Raw genomic sequence first — 16,170 nt, forward strand, 5'->3', positions numbered from 1 at the left:
TTGCCGCCGAAGCACCGTGCCTGCCTTCGCCGGGCGGCGCGGTGCGTGGCCGTGGTGGGCTGCATGCTCATGGCTGCAGCACCTGCTACCCGCGCGCACGAGGCGGGCGCGGCGGCGCCAGGAGAGGCGCGCGAGTCCATGGACGTGGCCGCCTGGATCGGCCGCATGCGCCAGGCCGCGCTCGAGCGCAATTACAGCGGCACCTTCGTGGTCCTGTCGGCGCACGGTGCCATGGCGAGCTACCGCATCTGGCATGCCTGCGACGGGCAGCGCCAGATCGAACGGGTGGAGGCGCTGAGCGGCACGCCCCGCATCGTCTTCCGCCGTGATGGCGAGGTCCGCACCTTCCTGCCGCAGGAGCGCGTCGTGCGCAGCGAGATGCGGCAGGCTCCCGGCTCCTTCCCGGGCGTGCCTGCCGCCAGCGGCGCCCAGCCGGCACGGCACTATATGGTGCGGATGGGCCGGCCGGAGCGCGTGGCGGGGCTCGACGCCGACATGCTGGATTTCGTGCCGCGCGATGCCTGGCGCTTTGGCTACCGTGTCTGGATCGACCGGGCATCCGGGTTGCTCATGAAGATGCAGACCATCGATGGCGACGGGCGCGTGCTGGAGCAGTCGGCGTTCTCGGAGCTGACCATGGGGGTGCCCCTGGGCCTGCAATCGATGGCGCGCATGATGGCCGACGTGGCCGGCTACCGTCTGGTGACCGTGCCCACACAGCCGACCACCGCGCAGGCCGAGGGCTGGACCCTGGACGAGAGCGTAGCCGGCTTCGCGCCGCAAGGGTGCTACAGGCGGCACGGCCTCGCGCCGGCGGAACCGGCGCGGCCGGTCGTGCAATGCATTTATTCCGACGGCATGGCGACCCTGTCGGTTTTCATGGAGCCCTACAGCGTGCGGCGCCACCCGTTGACGGAACAGGTGGCCAGCATGGGCGCCACGCAGGTGCTGGCGCAGAAGGTTTCGGGCGACACCTGGGTCACCGTCGTGGGCGAGGTGCCCCAGCGGACGCTGCGGTACTTCATGCAAACCATGCGGCGCGGGCGCTGAGGCCGCGCGCCGGGCGCGGCGATGGCGGGGAACCAATGGCGCCGCGCAACTTCACATACTGCATTCCCCGTGGGTGACGGGGCAACTCTTTGAGGAATGGGAAAGACCGATGATGTCGAGGATCGAGTGGAAACAGGGGCTGCAGTCCTGCGTCCTGGCGGTGGTGGTGGTGCTGGCCGGGGGAACGGGCCTGCTGGCGGGCGCATCCGCGGCGCACGCCCAGTCGGCGCCTGCGCTGAGGGGGCTGCCCGATTTCACCGAGCTGGTGGAGCAGGTGGGGCCTTCGGTCGTGAACATCCGCACCATGGAGAAGGTGGCGGCACGCCCGTCGATCGATGGCATGGACGAGGACATGCTGGAGTTCTTCAAGCGCTTCGGCCTGCCCGTTCCCAACATTCCGCGCCAGCAGGGGCCTAGGCGCCAGCAGCCCGAGGAACAGCCGCGCGGCGTGGGTTCGGGCTTCATCCTCAGCAGCGACGGCTACGTGATGACGAATGCCCATGTGGTCGAGGGCGCGGACGAGGTGGTCGTGACCCTGACTGACAAGCGTGAATTCAAGGCCAAGATCGTCGGCGCCGACAAGCGCACCGACGTGGCCGTGGTGAAGATCGACGCCACTGGCCTGCCAGCCGTGCGCGTGGGCGACGTGAGCCGCCTGAAGGCCGGTGAATGGGTCATGGCCATCGGCTCGCCCTTCGGGCTGGAGAACACGGTGACGGCGGGCATTGTCAGCGCCAAGCAGCGCGACACGGGCGACTACCTGCCCTTCATCCAGACCGACGTGGCCATCAACCCTGGCAATTCGGGCGGGCCCCTGATCAACATGCGCGGCGAGGTGGTGGGCATCAACAGCCAGATCTACTCGCGCTCCGGCGGCTTCATGGGCATCTCGTTCGCCATCCCCATCGACGAGGCCATGCGCGTGAGCGAGCAGCTGCGCACCAGCGGGCGCGTGACGCGTGGCCGCATCGGCGTGCAGATCGAATCCGTGTCCAAGGAGGTGGCCGAATCGATCGGCCTGGGCAAGTCGCAGGGCGCGCTGGTGCGCGGCGTCGAGCCGGGCTCGCCCGCGGAGAAGGCTGGCATCGAGGCGGGCGACATCATCACCCGCTACGACGGCAAGACGGTGGAGAAGGTGGCCGACCTGCCGCGCCTGGTGGGCAACACCAAGCCGGGCACGAAGACCAGCATCACGGTCTTCCGCCGGGGCGCCACGCGGGACCTGACGATCACCATCGCCGAGGTCGAGCCCGACGAGAAGGCCGTGGCCAAGGCCGCGGAGGGCAATGGCAAGGGCAAGTCGCCGTCGGTGGCTGCGCAGCAGCTCGGCTTGGTGGTGGCGGAGCTGACGCCCGCCCAGGCAAAAGAGCTCAAGATCAAGGGCGGCGTGCGCGTGGTCTCGGCCGAGGATGCGGCCGCGCGTGCGGGGCTGCGTGCGGACGACGTGATCGTGGCCCTGGCCAACCTGGAGATCCGCAACCTCAAGGACTTCGAGGCCGCGTTGGCCAAGGCCGACAAGAGCAAGCCCGTGAACGTGCTGCTGCGGCGCGGCGAGTGGGCGCAGTACGTGCTGATCCGCCCCGCGCGCTGAGGCACCCCGCATCCTGCTCGGGAATAGGGCTTTGTGCCTGGCGTCCGGCGCTTGGCCGCAAAGTCCCATTTGCCCATTTCGATAGAATGCATCCTTGATACAGAAGTATTCGCTATAAACTCAGTACTGCTGCGCCGCCATGCGGAAACGCATGGCGCAATTCACAGCTGCTCCACAGTTTGCGCACTTGTTGTTCAGAAAGGGCGGAAATTCTGTGGATAATCTGTTAATAAAATTTCGTTGCACCATGGCAACGGCCCTCGGCAGTCGTTGGATGGCCTCCCCGCGGGAGGCTTTTTGCCTACAATGAGGCTCCAACCATCGCAGTTGCCAAAGATTGTTGGTTCAGGGCGCGTCGCTTGTTTGACGCGCCCTTTTTTCTTGCCCTGGGTCTTGCCATTCAAACATTTGTCGTATCCCGTTGATGAATCACATCAGAAATTTTTCGATCATTGCGCACATCGACCACGGCAAGTCCACGCTTGCTGACCGCATCATCCAGCGCTGCGGGGGCCTCGCCGAGCGCGAGATGGAGGCGCAGGTGCTCGACTCGATGGACATCGAGAAGGAGCGTGGGATAACCATCAAGGCGCAGACTGCGGCGCTGCAGTACAAGGCCAGGGATGGGCAGGTCTACAACCTCAACCTCATCGACACGCCGGGCCACGTGGACTTCTCGTACGAGGTCTCGCGCTCGCTCTCCGCATGCGAGGGTGCGCTGCTGGTGGTGGATGCCTCGCAGGGCGTGGAGGCGCAGACGGTGGCCAACTGCTACACGGCCCTCGACCTGGGCGTGGAAGTGCTGCCCGTGCTCAACAAGATGGACCTGCCCCAGGCCGACCCCGAGAACGCCAAGGCCGAGATCGAGGACGTGATCGGCATCGACGCGAGCGAGGCTCTTCCGATCTCTGCCAAGACCGGCATGGGCATCGACGACGTGCTCGAGCAGATCGTCGCCAAGGTGCCGGCGCCGCGCGGCAAGCCCGATGCGCCGCTGCGCGCCATGATCATCGACAGCTGGTTCGACAGCTACGTGGGCGTGGTGATGCTGGTGCGCGTGGTCGATGGAGAGCTCAAGAAGGGCGAGCGCTTCAAGATGATGGCCACGAGCGCCGCCTACGAGGCCAACCAGCTCGGCGTCTTCACCCCCGCCAACGTGCAGCGCGACGCGCTCAGGGCGGGCGAGGTGGGCTACATCATCGCGGGCATCAAGGAGCTGAAGGCCGCCAAGGTGGGCGACACCATCACGCTGGAGAAAAAGCTGCCCAACAACGCGGGCCCGGCCACCGAGGCGCTGCCCGGCTTCAAGGAGATCCAGCCCCAGGTGTTCGCCGGGCTCTACCCCACCGAGGCCAACCAGTACGACGCGCTGCGCGACGCGCTGGAGAAGCTCCAGCTCAACGACGCATCGCTGCACTTCGAGCCCGAGGTGAGCCAGGCGCTGGGCTTCGGCTTTCGCTGCGGCTTCCTGGGCCTGCTGCACATGGAGATCGTGCAGGAGCGCCTGGAGCGCGAGTTCGACCAGGACCTGATCACCACCGCGCCCAGCGTGGTCTACGAGGTGGTCAAGGGCGACGGCGAGGTCATCATGGTGGAGAACCCTTCCAAGATGCCGGACCAGGGCCGCATCCAGGAGATCCGCGAGCCGATCGTGACGGTGCACCTGTACATGCCGCAGGACTACGTGGGCCCGGTGATGACGCTGGCCAACCAGAAGCGCGGCGTGCAGATGAACATGCAGTACCACGGCCGCCAGGTCATGCTGACCTATGAGCTGCCGCTGGGCGAGATCGTGCTGGACTTCTTCGACAAGCTCAAGAGCGTGTCGCGCGGCTATGCCTCGATGGACTACGAGTTCAAGGAGTACCGCGCCTCCGACGTGGTGAAGGTGGACATCCTGCTCAACGGCGAGAAGGTGGACGCGCTGTCCATCATCGTGCACCGCACGCAGGCCGCCTACCGGGGCCGCGCCGTGGCGGCGAAGATGCGCGAAATCATCAGCCGCCAGATGTTCGACGTGGCCATCCAGGCCGCGATCGGCGCCAACATCATCGCGCGCGAGACCATCAAGGCGCTGCGCAAGAACGTGCTGGCCAAGTGCTACGGCGGCGACATCACGCGCAAGAGGAAGCTCTTGGAGAAGCAGAAGGCGGGCAAGAAGCGCATGAAGCAGATCGGCTCGGTGGAAGTTCCGCAGGAGGCGTTCCTCGCCATCCTGCAAGTGGAGGATTGATACGCGATGCAAGCCATGCAATACATCACGGGCGCCGTGCTCGCGGCCTTCGTGGGCTATATCGGGGCCTGGTACGTGGGCGCCATAGAAGGCAATTTCGCGCTGCTGCTGTTCCTTGCCACCGTGGTCACGGGCGGCTACTGGCTGGCCGAGCGTCTGGTGTTCCTGCCGCGCAGGCGCAAGGCAGCGCAGGCGCTGGAGGACGCCGCGGCCCGGCGCCGCGCGGAGCTCGACCGCATGGGCATCCAGAAGGTGGACGGCGACGTGGAGGAGGCCAAGGGCCGCATCCTCATGCAGCCCTGGTGGCTGGACTGGACGGCGGGCCTGTTCCCGGTGATCGCCGTGGTGTTCCTGTTGCGCTCGTTCCTGTTCGAGCCGTTCAAGATCCCCTCGGGCTCGATGATCCCGACGCTGCTCGTGGGCGACCTGATCCTCGTGAACAAGTTCACCTACGGCTTGCGCCTGCCCGTGCTCAACACCAAGATCACCCAGGGCAAGCCGATCGAGCGCGGCGACGTGGTGGTGTTCCGCTACCCGCCCCAGCCCAGCATGGACTACATCAAGCGCGTGGTCGGCCTGCCCGGCGACGAGGTGGCCTACCTGAACAAGCGCCTCACCGTGAATGGCCAGAGCGTGCCCGCCACGGCGCTGCCCGACTTCTTCGACCGCGATGCGATGCGCTACTTCAAGCAGTTCGAGGAGCAGCTCGGCACGCACCGCCACCGCATCCTCAACAACCCCGAGATGCCCGCATTCGTGCAGGGGGCCAGCAACTACCAGTTCCGCGACCAGTGCCGCTACAGCGTCGAGGGCGTGGCCTGCACGGTACCCGAGGGCCACTATTTCATGATGGGCGACAACCGCGATAATTCGCTCGATTCGCGCTACTGGGGGTTCGTGCCGGATGCCAACATCGTCGGCAAGGCCTTCTTCGTGTGGATGAATTTCGGTGATCTCAAGCGCATAGGTTCGTTCAACTGAGGGGGAGATGGGTATGGGTCTGCAACGCACGGCAGCACGTTCGCGCCAGCGCGGGCTGTCTTTCATCGGCGTGATCTTCGTGGGCGTGCTGGCCGTGGCGGCGTTCGCCATCGGCGGGCAGTCCGTCCCCGTCTTCATCGAATACGCGGCCATCAAGAAGGCGGCCACGAAGGCCGCTCGCGAAGGCTCGACGGTGCCGGAGATCCGCGCCGCGTTCGACCGCGCCGCGCAGATCGACGACATCCACTCCATCTCCGGCCAGGACCTGGAGATCACCAAGCGCAACGACAAGGTCGTCGTCTCGTTCAGCTATTCGCGTGAGATACCGCTGGCGGGGCCGGCCTACCTGGTCTACCGCTTCAAAGAATCGACCAATTAGTAGTGCCGCCCGACAGCCTCCCGGCGCTGCAGCAGCGGCTGCAGCACATGTTCTCCGATCCCTCGCTGCTGCAGCGTGCCGTCACGCACCGCAGCTTCTCGGCCGACCACAACGAGCGCCTGGAGTTCCTCGGCGACTCGGTGTTGAACCTGGCCGTCTCCAGCCTGCTGTTCAAGCGCATGCAGGGCCTGCCCGAAGGCGAGCTCTCGCGCGTGCGCGCCTTGCTGGTCCGGCAGGAGTCGCTGCACGGCATCGCCGTGCGCCTGCAGCTGCCGCAGGTGCTGCGCCTGGGCGAGGGCGAATCGCGCTCCGGCGGCAAGATGCGCCCCTCCATCCTGGCCGATGCGCTGGAGGCCGTCATCGGCGCCGTCTACCTGGACGCGGGTTACGAGCAGGCCCAGGCCCTGGTCCACCGCCTGTTCGAGGGCGTGGAGCTGAGCCCGCGCCTGCAGGAGGCCGCCAAGGATGCCAAGACGGCGTTGCAGGAGTGGCTGCAGGGTCGCAAAATGAGCCTGCCGCAGTACCGCGTGGTGCAGACCACGGGGGTCGCGCACAAGCAGGTGTTCCACGTCGCATGCGAGGTCCCGGCGCTGCAGCTGGCCGAGCGCGGCAGCGGCGCGTCGCGCCGCGCGGCCGAACAGGCGGCGGCTGCCGCCATGCTGGCCCAACTGAAAGCAAAGCACGCATGAATGCTATGAATATGGTAGCTGGTAGCGCCGATGAACCGGGCGCTGGCGGCCAAAATGATCTTGAATCCATGCTCGCTGCCGCGCGAGCGGGCGGCAGCGCGGCGGGCGACGCCGCGGGCCAGCGCTGCGGCCTGATCGCCATCGTGGGCAAGCCCAACGTGGGCAAGTCCACGCTGATGAACGCGCTCGTGGGCCAGAAAATCTCGATCACCAGCCGCAAGGCCCAGACCACGCGCCACCGCATCACCGGCATACGCACGCGGGGGCAGACGCAGTTCGTGTTCGTGGACACGCCGGGCTTCCAGACGCGGCACAGCACGGCTTTAAATAAGTCGCTGAACAAGACGGTGATGGGCGCGATCGGCGACGTGGACCTGATCCTGTTCGTCGTCGAGGCCGGCAGCTTCACGCTGGCCGACGCTAAGGTGCTGAGCCTGTTCAAGCCCGGCATCCCCACGCTGCTCATCGCCAATAAGCTCGACACCGTGCACCGCCGCGCCGAGATCGCGCCCTGGCTCAAGGGCATGCAGGAGCGCCATCCCTTCGCCGAGTTCGTGCCCATGTCGGCCAAGAACAAGGGCGACATCGAGCGCCTGTTCGGCATTTGCGAGAAGTACCTGCCCGAGCAGCCCTGGTGGTACGCCGAGGACGAGCTCACCGACCGCAGCGAGAAGTTCCTCGCTAGCGAGACCGTGCGCGAGAAGCTGTTCCGCTTCACGGGTGACGAGTTGCCCTACACGTCCACCGTGGTCATCGACAAGTGGGACGAGGAAAAGAGCAAGCAGTACAAGCGCTTCATCCGCATCGCGGCGACCATCGTCGTCGAACGCGACGGCCACAAGGCCATGGTGATCGGCGAGAAGGGCGAGCGCCTCAAGCGCATCAGCACCGAGGCGCGCCAGGAGCTGGAAAAGCTCCTCGACGCCAAGGTGTTCCTCGAAGTCTGGGTCAAGGTGCGCTCCGGCTGGGCCGACGACGAGGCGCGCGTCCGTTCCTTCGGCTATGAATGATGGACACCCCCCTGAGGCGCTTCGCGCCTTCCCCCCAGGGGGACGCCGCCGGTGGCCTGGCAAAGCCAGCTCCACGGCGCCCGCTGACATGGCCTGCTCCGCGGCCTTCTGGCGGGTGGCACGGGTGCGGGTTTCAGGCGTTGCGGGCGGCGTGCGCATGTAAATCGGCCTCTGGCGCTTATCCAATAAGCGCTAGCAGCTATTGAAAGAATAGCTTCTCCATGGCTACGCGCCGTATTGTCGACGAGCCCGCCTACATCCTGCACGCCTACGATTGGAGCGAGTCGAGCCTGATCCTGGACGTGTTCACGTGCCACTACGGGCGCGTCGCCCTGGTCGCCAAGGGCGCGAAGAAGCCCACCTCCAACTTCCGCCCCGTGCTGCTGCCGCTGCAGCCGCTGCGCCTGGCCTGGGGCCTGGCGGGCGAGGTCGGGCAGGGCGAGATCCACACGCTCAAGGCTGCGGAGTGGGTGGGCGGCCATGTGCTGCCCACGGGCGACGCGCTGCTGTCGGGCCTGTACCTGAACGAGCTGCTCTTGCGCCTGCTGGCGCGCGAGGACACGCATGCCCAGCTTTTCGACCTGTACGCGGGCGTGGTGCGCGTGCTCGGCAGCGGCGCGCACGGCGAGGCGCTCGAACCCGTGCTGCGCGCCTTCGAGCTGTTGCTGCTGCGCGAGATCGGCCTGCTGCCCGCGCTCGATGCCGAGACCGCCACGCTCGGCGCGCTGGCGCCGCAGTCGCGCTACGCCCTGGTGGCCGAGGGCGGCCTGCGCGCCGCGGCCCATGGCGAGCGCGCGGCCCTCACGGGCGCGCAGTGGCTGGTGCTGCAGCGGGCGCTGGAGCAGGGCTACACGGCGGTCCTGCGCGCCGTGGCCGGCGCGGGAGCCCCCGCCACCGGAGAGCTCAAAGCACAATTGCGCGCGCTGCTGCAATACCATTGCGGAAGCCCCCTGCTGCGCACGCGCCAGCTCATGATGGACCTGCAATCGCTATGACCTCCCTCCCACGCACAGCCCTCTCGGTCAACGTTAACAAGGTGGCCCTGGTGCGCAACACGCGCCATCTGGGCATACCCAGCGTCACGCGCGCCGCGCAGCTGTGCCTGCAGGCGGGCGCGCAGGGCATCACCGTGCACCCGCGGCCCGACGAGCGCCACATCCGCGCCCAGGACGTGCACGAACTGGCCGCGCTGCTCAAACAATGGCCGCAGGCCGAGTTCAACATCGAGGGCAACCCCACGCACAACCTGATGGAGTTCATCTGCCAGGTGCTTCCTGCCCAAGCCACCTTCGTGCCCGACAGCGTGGGCCAGTTCACCAGCGACCATGGCTGGCGCTTCCCCGAGGACGCTGAGCGGCTCGCCCCCCTGGTGGCCGAATGCAAGGCCCTGGGCGTGCGCGTCAGCCTGTTCATGGACCCCGTGCCCGAGCAGATGGCCGCGGCCAGGGCCGTGGGCGCCGACCGCGTGGAGCTCTACACCGAGCCCTATGCGGCCGCCTGGGGCACGCCCCGGCAGTCCGCCGAACTCGCGCGCTACCGCGACGCGGCCCAGGCCGCGCTGGACGCGGGCCTGGGCGTGAACGCCGGCCACGACCTGAACCGCGACAACCTGGCCGACTTCCTGGCCGCCGTGCCCGGCGTGCTCGAAGTCTCCATAGGCCATGCGCTGATTGCCGACGCGCTGGAGCTGGGCTACGGCGACACGGTGCGCGCCTACCAGCGCTGCATAGACCAGGGCATGCTCGAACGCGACTCCTGATTCCATAGCTGCCGACGCTTGTCCCGCAAGCGCTGGGAGCCTATTTCACTTGAAACCATGATCTATGGCATAGGCACGGACATCTGCGACGTGCGCCGCATCCGCGACAGCTTGGCGCGCCATGGCGACCGCTTCGCCGAGAAGGTGCTGGCGGACGGCGAGCTGGCCACCTGGCGCGCACGCGGCGCGCGCTGGCCCGAGCGCGGCGTGCGCTACCTGGCCACGCGCTTTTCCGCCAAGGAGGCGTTCAGCAAGGCCATAGGCCTGGGGCTGCGCATGCCCATGACTTGGCGCCACTGCGAGGTGGCCAAGCTGGCCAGCGGCCAGCCGACGATCGTGCTGCACGGCGCGCTCAAGGACTGGTTCGAGGCGCGCGGCCTGCGCTGCCACCTGAGCGTGACCGACGAGAGCGACTACGCCGCGAGTTTCTGCGTGGTGGAAAAGGATTGAAGCAAAAACGGCCTCCAGCGCCCATCCATCGAGCGCTGGCAGCTATCGACACGAAAGCAAAAAGATGACAGAACATGCACCCCTCATCATCGACGTGGCCGGCACGCAGCTGAGCGCCGACGACCGCCGCCGCCTGGCCCACCCGCTCGTGGGCGGCGTGATCCTGTTCGCGCGCAACTGGCAGGACCGCGCGCAGCTGCTCGCGCTCACGGCCGCCATCAAGGCCGTGCGCCACGACCTGCTGATCTGCGTGGACCACGAGGGCGGGCGCGTGCAGCGCTTTCGCACCGACGGCTTCACCCACATCCCGCCCATGCGCGCTTTCGGCGAACTGTGGATGAACGACGGCAAGGCGGGGCAGGGCAGCGGCGCGCTGCGCGCCATGGAGGCGGCCACGGCGGCGGGCTACGTGCTGGGCAGCGAGCTGCGCGCCTGCGGCGTGGACTTTTCCTTCACGCCCGTGCTGGACCTGGATTGGGGCGAGAGCGGCGTGATCGGCGACCGCGCGTTCCACCGCGACCCGCGCGTGGTCGCCATGCTGGCGCGCGCGCTCATGCAGGGGCTGCTGCAGGCGGGCATGGCCAACTGCGGCAAGCATTTCCCGGGCCACGGCTTCGTCCGGGCCGACTCGCACACCGAGATCCCGGTGGACCGGCGCAGCCTCAAGGCCATCCTGCAGGATGACGCGGCGCCGTACCCGTGGCTGTCCACCGTGCTTACCAGCGTCATGCCGGCGCACGTCATCTATCCCAAGGTGGACGGCCGCCCCGCGGGCTTCTCGGCCAGGTGGCTGCAGGACATATTGCGCGGCCGGCTGCGCTTCGACGGCGCCATCTTCAGCGATGACCTGAGCATGGAGGGCGCGCGGCGCATCGATGGCCAGGTGGTCGGCTACACCGACGCGGGCGTGGCCGCGCTCAATGCCGGCTGCGACCTGGTGCTGCTGTGCAACCAGAGCCTGGGCGACGGCCAGGCCGTGGACGAACTCATAGCCGGCCTGGCCGACGCCCAGGCCGCGGGCCGCTGGCAGGCCAGCAGGGCCAGCGAGGCGCGCCGCCAGGCGCTGCTGCCCGAGACCCTGCCGCAGCCCTGGGACGACCTCATGGTGCAGCCGGCCTACATGCACGCGCTGGACCTGCTGCCATGAACATGCGCATCGGCGTGCTCACGGGCGGGGGCGATTGCCCCGGCCTGAACGCGGTGATCCGCGCCGTCACCAAGTCGCTGATCCAGCATGGCCACGGCAAGGGGGTCGAGGTGCTGGGCATCCTGGACGGCTTCGAGGGCCTGATGGGCGACACGCCGCGCGCCCGGCCGCTGGTGTGGGACCGGGTCTCGGGCATCCTGCACATGGGCGGCACCATCCTGGGCACGAGCAACAGCGCCAACCCCCTGAAGGACGAGGCCACGCTGGAGCAGGTGCGGCGCAACGTGCGCGCCCTGGGCCTGGACGTGGTCGTGGCCATAGGCGGCGACGGCACCATGAGCCTGGCGCACGGCCTGCAGAAAATCGGCCTGGCCTGCGTGGGCGTGCCCAAGACCATAGACAACGACATCGCGCTGTGCGAGCGCAGCTTCGGCTTCGACACGGCCGTGGCCACGGCCACCGACGCGCTGCGCCGGGTGGAGAGCACGGCCAACAGCCATCACCGCGTGATGATCGTCGAGACCATGGGCCGCCACGCGGGCTGGCTGGCGCTGGAGAGCGGCATCGCAGGCGCGGCCGACGTGATCCTGCTGCCCGAGATCGACTACGACCTGCAGGCCATCATCGACCGCTGCCGCGAGCGCGAGCAGCGCCAGCGCTACACCATCATCTGCATAGGCGAGGGCGCCAAGCCGCGCGGCGGCGAGATCACCGTGCGCGAGCGCGTGGCCGGCAGCCCCGACCCGGTGCGCCTAGGTGGCGTGGGCCACGTGCTGCGCCAGCAGCTGCAGCCGCACCTCAAGAGCGAGGTGCGCACCACCGTGCTGGGCTACGTGCAGCGCGGCGGCGACCCCACGCCGTTCGACCGCGTGCTGGCCACGCGCTTCGGCCATCATGCGGCGCAACTGGTGATCGCCGGCCAGCTGGACCGCATGGTCACGCTGCAGGACGGGCGCATCGGCAGCGTGGAGATCGCCCGGGTGGCGAACACCCAGCGCAAGGTGCCGCCGAACCACGACCTGATCACCATGGCACGCGACATCGGCGTGTGCCTGGGTGATTGATCTGCTTCAGATTTGAGAGCTGGAAGCGCTTTGCTGTAAAGGGTTTTTCCGGGTTTTCATGCCCAGCCCAACCTCCAGCATCAGGCGCCCAGGTAGGCCTTGCGCACGTCGGCGTTGGTCAGCAGGTTGGCGCCCGTGTCCTCCAGCACCAGGCGGCCCGTCTCCAGCACGTAGCCCCGGTCGGCGATGGACAGGGCGCGGTTCGCGTTCTGCTCCACCAGGAACACCGTCACGCCCTGCGCGCGTATCTCCTGGATGATCTCGAAGATCTGCGCAATGATGAGCGGCGCCAGGCCCAACGTGGGCTCGTCGAGCAGCAGCAGGCGCGGCTTGCTCATGAGCGCGCGGCCTATGGCCAGCATCTGCTGCTCGCCGCCGCTCATGGTGCCGGCGCGCTGGCTCGCGCGGTCCTTCAGGCGCGGGAAGAGCCTGAACACATGCTCCATGCCTTCGGCGATCGCGTCCTTGGACTGGAAGAAGCCGCCCATCTGCAGGTTCTCCACCACCGTGAGGGCCGGGAAGATGCGCCGTCCCTCGGGCGAGATGGCGATGCCCTTGCGCATGATGAGGTGCGAGGGCGTGTTGGTGATGTCCTCGCCCTCGAACAGCACCTGGCCACCGCTGGCGCGCGGGTTGCCGCACAGCGTCATCAGGAGCGAAGTCTTGCCCGCGCCGTTGGAGCCGATGAGCGAGACGATCTCCCCCTTGTTGACGTGCAGGCTGACGTTGTTGACGGCGCAGATCGCGCCGTAATGGGTGCTGATGCCTTTGAATTCCAGCATGGCTTGCATCATTCTTCTCCCAGATAGGCCTTGATCACGCGCTCGTCCTTCTGGATGGCGTCGGGCGTGCCCAGGGCGATCGGGCGGCCGTATTCCATCACCAGGATGCGCTCGGACACGCCCATCACCAGGCTCATGTCGTGCTCGATGAGCAGCACCGCCACGCCGTACTCCTGGCGCAGCTTCTCGATCAGGCCCTGCAGATCCTTCTTCTCCTGCGGATTCAGACCCGCGGCGGGCTCGTCGAGCATGAGCACGCGCGGCTTGGTCACCATGCAGCGCGCGATCTCCAGGCGCCGCTGGTGGCCGTAGGCGAGGTTGCCGGCCTCGCGGTTCACGAACTCGCGCAGGCCCATGTAGTCCAGCCAGTGCAGGGCGTTTTCCAGGGCCTTCTGCTCGCTCTCGCGGTAGCTGCGGGTCTTGAACAGGCCCGAGAGCAGGTTGGTCGAGAGGTGGCGGTGCTGCGCGACCAGCAGGTTCTCCAGCACCGTCATGTGCTTGAACAGGCGCACGTTCTGGAAGGTGCGCACCAGGCCGTTCAGCGCCACGCTGTGGCTGCCCTGGCCGGCGATGTCCTGCCCCTGCAGGCGGATGTTGCCCGTGGTGGGGCGGTAGAAGCCGCTGATGCAATTGAACACCGTCGTCTTGCCCGCGCCGTTGGGGCCGATGATGGCGAAGATCTCGCGTTCCTTGACGTCGAAGGCGATGCCGTCGACGGCCAGCAGGCCGCCGAAGCGCATGCTCAGGCCATCGACGTGTAAAAAGCTGTTGCCGGCTGCCATCACTTCACCTCCACGTGGTGGCGTTGCATGGGCAGCAGGCCCTGCGGGCGCCACACCATCATCAGGATCATCACCAGGCCGAAGATCAGCATGCGGTACTCGGCGAACTCGCGCGCGAACTCGGGCAGGACGGTGAGCAGGATGGCCGCGAGGATCACCCCGAGCTGCGAGCCCATGCCGCCCAGCACCACGATGGCCAGGATCAGCGCCGACTCGATGAAGGTGAACGACTCGGGGTTCACGATGCCCTGGCGCGCCGCGAAGAACGCGCCGCCGAAGCCCGCGAACATGGCGCCCAGCGTGAAGGCCGAGAGCTTGATCTTCATGGGGTTCAGGCCGAGCGAGCGGCAGGCGATCTCGTCCTCGCGCAGCGCCTCCCAGGCGCGGCCGATGGGCATGCGGATCAGCCGGTTGCTGATGAACAGCGTGACCACCGCCAGCAGCAGCGCCATCAGGTACAGGAAGATCACCATGTGCATGGAGTTGAACTCCAGCCCGAAGAACTGGTGGAAGGTGGTGGCGCCCTCGGCCGAGGGGCTGCGCGTCATCTCCAGACCGAACATCGAGGGCTTGGGCAGGCCCGAGATGCCGTCGGGGCCGCCGGTGAAGTCCGTCAGGTTGACCAGCAGCAGGCGGATGATCTCGCCGAAGCCCAGCGTCACGATGGCCAGGTAGTCGCCGCGCAGCCGCAGCACCGGAAAGCCCAGCACGAAGCCGAACAGCGCCGAGGCGGCGCCCGCCAGCGGCAGTGCCTCCCAGAAGCTCCAACCCGCCCAGTGGAACAGCAGCGCGTAGGTGTAGGCGCCCACGGCGTAGAAGCCCACGAACCCCAGGTCCAGCAGGCCAGCGAAGCCCACGACCACGTTCAGGCCTAGGCCCAGCATCACGTAGATCATGGCCAGGGTGGCGATATCGACGGCGTTGCGTCCGGCGAAGAAGGGCCAGATCACGGCCAGCAGCAGCGCCGCCGTGATCCACACCCCGCGCTGGCGCGCGGGGATGGCGGGCAGCTTCGGCCAGGGCAGGCGCACGCCGCGCCCCGCGAGCAGGGGCCGCAGCATCTGCGCGATGAAGACGAGCAGGCAGGCCCAGGCCACGTTGCTCCAGTGCTGCGCGATGATGGTGCGCACGCCCGCGCGCTCCAGGTGCAGGCCGAAGATGGGCGTGACCACCACGGCCGTGAGCACCGTGGCCGTGAGGGCATGGGCCAGGTTCTGGCGCCAGCCGGGGCGGGCGGAGGAGGAGATGGCGGCGCTCATCAGACTTTCTCCACTTCAGGTTTGCCCAGGAGGCCCGTGGGGCGGAACAGCAGGATCAGCACCAGCAGGCCGAAGGCCACGATGTCCTTGTATTCCGACGAGATGTAGGCGGCCGCGAAGGTCTCGGCCACGCCCAGCAGCACGCCGCCCAGCATGGCGCCGGGGATGGAGCCGATGCCGCCGAGCACGGCCGCCGTGAACGCCTTGACGCCCACGATGAAGCCGATGAAGGGGTTGAGCTTGCCCACGGCGAGCGCGATCAGCACGCCGCCCACGGCAGCCAGCACCGCGCCCAGGATGAAGGTGAACGAGATCACGCGGTTCACGTCGATCCCGAGCAGCCCGGCCATGTGCATGTCCTGCGAGCAGGCGCGCGAGGCCCGGCCCATGCGGGAATGCCGGATGTAGAGCGTGAGGGCGATCATCAGCACTACGGTGACGACGATGATGAGCACGCGGGTGTAGGGCACGAAGACCTCGAAGCCGCTTTCGTCACCGAAGCGCAGCGCGCCCGGCAGCAGTGAGGGCACGGCCATGTCGCGCGCGCCCTGGCCCAGGGCCACCCAGTTCTGCAGGAAGATGGACATGCCGATGGCCGAGATCAGCGCCACCAGGCGCGGCCCGTTGCGCAGCGGCTTGTAGGCCACCTGCTCGACCACGAAGCCGTACACGCCCGTGACGAGGACGGCGACCAGCAGCATGAGGGCGATGATGACGGCAACCGGCAGGCCGCTCTGCGTGCCGATCGCGGCCAGGGTGACCAGGCCCGCGTAGGCGCCGATCATGTAGATTTCGCCGTGCGCGAAGTTGATCATGCCGATGATGCCGTACACCATGGTGTAGCCGATGGCAATCAGGGCGTAGATCGCTCCGAGCGACAGGCCGTTGAAGAGCTGCTGAAGCAGCTGCGGCAGGAATTCAGACATCCTGGGCCTCTCGATAAAGAGATGGGGAACAAATGGGCGGCCATGCCCGAGGGGCACGACAAAACCCC

The 16,170-nt window shown here is 67.6% G+C and carries 16 protein-coding genes; 12 read left to right on the top strand and 4 right to left on the bottom strand.

Features of this window, described 5'->3' with window-relative positions; genetic code table 11:
* The first annotated feature begins 69 nt into the window (after positions 1-69).
* The 12 genes from ALIDE2_RS06330 (at position 70) to ALIDE2_RS06385 (ending at position 12,353) form a co-directional block, all read left to right on the top strand.
* Positions 70-1,050: a MucB/RseB C-terminal domain-containing protein gene (locus ALIDE2_RS06330; protein ID WP_238530111.1), complete on the top strand. Its 981-nt coding sequence runs from the start codon at positions 70-72 to the stop codon at positions 1,048-1,050.
* Positions 1,051-1,159: 109 nt separating this feature from the next.
* Positions 1,160-2,641, top strand: coding sequence for a DegQ family serine endoprotease (locus ALIDE2_RS06335; RefSeq protein ID WP_013519981.1), 1,482 nt, complete (start codon positions 1,160-1,162; stop codon positions 2,639-2,641).
* 424 nt (positions 2,642-3,065) lie between these two features.
* Positions 3,066-4,874, top strand: coding sequence for a translation elongation factor 4 (lepA, locus tag ALIDE2_RS06340; protein WP_013519980.1), 1,809 nt, complete (start codon positions 3,066-3,068; stop codon positions 4,872-4,874).
* Positions 4,875-4,880: 6 nt separating this feature from the next.
* Positions 4,881-5,855: a signal peptidase I gene (gene lepB / locus ALIDE2_RS06345; RefSeq protein WP_013519979.1), complete on the top strand. Its 975-nt coding sequence runs from the start codon at positions 4,881-4,883 to the stop codon at positions 5,853-5,855.
* 13 nt (positions 5,856-5,868) lie between these two features.
* Positions 5,869-6,234 carry a DUF4845 domain-containing protein gene (locus tag ALIDE2_RS06350; RefSeq protein WP_013519978.1) on the top strand — a complete coding sequence of 122 codons (366 nt, stop codon included), beginning with the start codon at positions 5,869-5,871 and terminating at the stop codon, positions 6,232-6,234.
* Between the two features lie 2 nt (positions 6,235-6,236).
* Positions 6,237-6,923, top strand: a complete 687-nt coding sequence (gene rnc / locus ALIDE2_RS06355) for a ribonuclease III (protein ID WP_013519977.1) — start codon at positions 6,237-6,239, stop codon at positions 6,921-6,923.
* A 68-nt stretch (positions 6,924-6,991) separates the two neighbouring features.
* Positions 6,992-7,933 (top strand): GTPase Era, encoded by a 942-nt coding sequence (gene era / locus ALIDE2_RS06360; RefSeq protein ID WP_013519976.1) that lies wholly within the window; start codon positions 6,992-6,994, stop codon positions 7,931-7,933.
* 221 nt (positions 7,934-8,154) lie between these two features.
* Positions 8,155-8,928, top strand: coding sequence for a DNA repair protein RecO (gene recO / locus ALIDE2_RS06365; RefSeq protein WP_013721649.1), 774 nt, complete (start codon positions 8,155-8,157; stop codon positions 8,926-8,928).
* Positions 8,925-9,692, top strand: a complete 768-nt coding sequence (locus tag ALIDE2_RS06370) for a pyridoxine 5'-phosphate synthase (RefSeq protein WP_013519974.1) — start codon at positions 8,925-8,927, stop codon at positions 9,690-9,692. The genes recO and ALIDE2_RS06370 overlap by 4 nt, the downstream gene beginning before the upstream one ends.
* Before the next feature lie 57 nt (positions 9,693-9,749).
* Positions 9,750-10,142, top strand: a complete 393-nt coding sequence (gene acpS / locus ALIDE2_RS06375) for a holo-ACP synthase (RefSeq protein WP_013519973.1) — start codon at positions 9,750-9,752, stop codon at positions 10,140-10,142.
* 64 nt (positions 10,143-10,206) lie between these two features.
* Complete coding sequence (gene nagZ / locus ALIDE2_RS06380; RefSeq protein ID WP_013519972.1) at positions 10,207-11,289, top strand: beta-N-acetylhexosaminidase; 1,083 nt, start codon at positions 10,207-10,209, stop codon at positions 11,287-11,289.
* Between the two features lie 2 nt (positions 11,290-11,291).
* Complete coding sequence (locus ALIDE2_RS06385; RefSeq protein ID WP_041701293.1) at positions 11,292-12,353, top strand: 6-phosphofructokinase; 1,062 nt, start codon at positions 11,292-11,294, stop codon at positions 12,351-12,353.
* Positions 12,354-12,433: 80 nt separating this feature from the next.
* Here the strand turns inward: ALIDE2_RS06385 and ALIDE2_RS06390 are convergent, their stop codons facing one another.
* The 4 genes from ALIDE2_RS06390 to livH are packed head-to-tail and all read right to left on the bottom strand — an operon-like array spanning position 12,434 to position 16,102.
* Complete coding sequence (locus tag ALIDE2_RS06390) at positions 12,434-13,144, bottom strand: ABC transporter ATP-binding protein (RefSeq protein ID WP_013519970.1); 711 nt, start codon at positions 13,142-13,144, stop codon at positions 12,434-12,436.
* The gene (gene livG, locus ALIDE2_RS06395; protein WP_013519969.1) at positions 13,144-13,917 is read right to left on the bottom strand and encodes a high-affinity branched-chain amino acid ABC transporter ATP-binding protein LivG; all 774 of its coding nucleotides are present in this window, start codon (positions 13,915-13,917) and stop codon (positions 13,144-13,146) included. Before livG ends, ALIDE2_RS06390 begins: the two co-directional genes overlap by 1 nt.
* Entirely contained in the window at positions 13,917-15,176 is a 1,260-nt protein-coding gene (locus ALIDE2_RS06400; RefSeq protein WP_013519968.1) for a high-affinity branched-chain amino acid ABC transporter permease LivM, read from the bottom strand. The genes livG and ALIDE2_RS06400 overlap by 1 nt, the downstream gene beginning before the upstream one ends.
* Positions 15,176-16,102 (bottom strand): high-affinity branched-chain amino acid ABC transporter permease LivH, encoded by a 927-nt coding sequence (gene livH / locus ALIDE2_RS06405; RefSeq protein ID WP_013519967.1) that lies wholly within the window; start codon positions 16,100-16,102, stop codon positions 15,176-15,178. Before livH ends, ALIDE2_RS06400 begins: the two co-directional genes overlap by 1 nt.
* Positions 16,103-16,170: the final 68 nt, after the last annotated feature.

Origin of the sequence: Alicycliphilus denitrificans K601, from assembly GCF_000204645.1 — a bacterium.
GTDB lineage: Bacteria > Pseudomonadota > Gammaproteobacteria > Burkholderiales > Burkholderiaceae_C > Alicycliphilus > Alicycliphilus denitrificans.